This window comes from Spartinivicinus poritis, from assembly GCF_028858535.1.
In the GTDB taxonomy this organism is placed as follows: Bacteria; Pseudomonadota; Gammaproteobacteria; order Pseudomonadales; family Zooshikellaceae; genus Spartinivicinus; species Spartinivicinus poritis.
In genome coordinates this window covers 1-2,095 of record NZ_JAPMOU010000143.1, presented here as the reverse complement: position 1 = coordinate 2,095, position 2,095 = coordinate 1, and the positions used below count along the sequence as shown (strand labels likewise).

Genomic DNA, 2,095 nt, shown 5'->3' with positions numbered 1-2,095 from the left:
ATACCTTCTCAATCAAATTGCCATACTGTTCAAATATACAGCAGCTAATGGCTTAGGTATAGTGATAATTAGGAAACATTTTTGAGTGGCTCCAAGAAAGAGACCAATCATCCTTCGTACCAAGCTTGGTCGTATGCTGCATTGATAGAAGACTATAATGAAACTGTAAGGAAAGAGTTAATACAGTTACAACCTTGTGCTTATTTACATAATTTGAAATCAGATAATGCAGTTAATGACCCATTTTATTTTGAGTATATCAGTAAAGCACCAGTTTTTATTTCTCCTGATGCGTTGAAACTAGCTGAGTTTCTAAAAAAACATGTTAAATATGGTGATACTAATGACATTATGTATCGAATTGAACATGGATCTATAAAACCCTCTAAAAATTTAGCAGATTGTTTATCTTCTATGCTAACAGGAAATAGAGAATTTGTGCTGCTTGACGAGCAAAAGCTTGTTTATGAAACAGCAATTGATCTTGCTCATCAAGCGGTAAAAGGAAAAAAGCAAACGCTGATTGTTCGAGGAGGGCCAGGTACTGGAAAGTCGGTTATTGCCATTAATTTGTTGGTTGAACTGACAAAGAGAGAGATGTTGGTCCAGTATGTCTCGAAGAATGCTGCCCCAAGGGCGGTATTCAAAGAAAAGTTAACGGGAAGCCTCAAAAAATCAAATATTGACAATATGTTTAAAGGTTCTGGTAGCTATATAGATATCGAAGAAAATATATTTGATGTGTTAGTAGTTGACGAGTCTCATAGACTAAATGAAAAATCAGGACTGTATGGCAATAAAGGTGAAAATCAAATTAAAGAAATTATAGTAGGATCTAAGCTCAGTATTTTTTTTATTGATGAGGCTCAAAGAGTAACATTGAAAGATATTGGTTCTGAGGCATCTATAAAATACTGGGCATCATTACAAGGAGCTGAAGTTTCTGAACTTGATTTAGTTTCTCAGTTTCGATGCAATGGCTCAGATGGATATTTAGCTTGGGTCGATAATGTCTTGCAAATACGTGAAACTGCCAACACTACTTTAGATGATATTGATTATGAAGTGAAAGTTTTTGATGACCCTAATAAGTTAAAAGAAGCTATCTTTGACAAGAACCGACTGACTAATAAAGCCCGAATGGTTGCAGGATATTGCTGGGACTGGAAGAGTAAAAAAAATCAAGATGTATTTGACATTGTAATTCCTAAGTATAACTTTAAGGCTCAATGGAATTTAACTGATGATGGTAGTTTATGGATGATTGCTGAGAATTCAGTGAATCAAGTAGGTTGTATTCACACTTGTCAAGGGTTGGAGGTGGATTATATCGGAGTTATTATTGGTGAAGATTTTGTGGTAAGAGATGGGCATGTTGTTACAGACGCTTGCAAGCGGTCTAGTAATGATAGATCTATTAGAGGTTTTAAAAAGCTTTTAAAGGAAAGCCCTGAAGAAGCTAAGCAAGTTACCAAAGAGATCATAAAAAATACTTACCGTACTTTAATGACCCGTGGTCAAAAGGGATGCTATATATTTTGTATAGACCCTGAGACAAATGAGTACTTTAAAGAACTAGCTAAAAGAAAAGAAGATGAAATTATTAATGCAGTTAATCTTTACTCGGGATTAGATTTTCCTGTAGTTCCTCTAGAAGAAGCAAAACCTTACGAAGGGTATGTGCCAATTTATGATGCATCTATCGCCAATGGAGAGTTTGCTACAAGTGAATATAACTGGATTAGGTTGCCTGAAGTATTTGCTACTCGTGAGGGTATGTTTGTTCTTCGTGTTGTTGGGGAATCCATGAATCGCAGGATTCCAAATGGCTCATGGTGTTTATTCTCAGCAAATAGTGATGTTGTCCGTAACAATAAAATTGTTTTAGCTAAAAGTAGTTGTATTGAAGACCCTGATCATGGTGGAAGCTATACTGTAAAAGTCTATCAGCATGAAAAAACTCTACAAGATGGAGAGGTAGTAAATCAGCGGGTGATATTAAAGCCTGACTCAAATGCTTACCTAATTATCACTATACCTAAGCCATTAGCTGCTGTATATTTGAACAGTATGGCAATTTGATTGAGAAGGTATA

General features: G+C 35.5%; 1 protein-coding gene. It reads left to right on the top strand.

All coding sequences use genetic code 11. The features are described 5' to 3' along the window. Positions 1 to 81: 81 nt before the first annotated feature. Positions 82 to 2,082: a DNA/RNA helicase domain-containing protein gene (locus ORQ98_RS29390; protein WP_274692385.1), complete on the top strand. Its 2,001-nt coding sequence runs from the start codon at positions 82 to 84 to the stop codon at positions 2,080 to 2,082. The last annotated feature ends 13 nt before the right edge of the window (positions 2,083 to 2,095 follow it).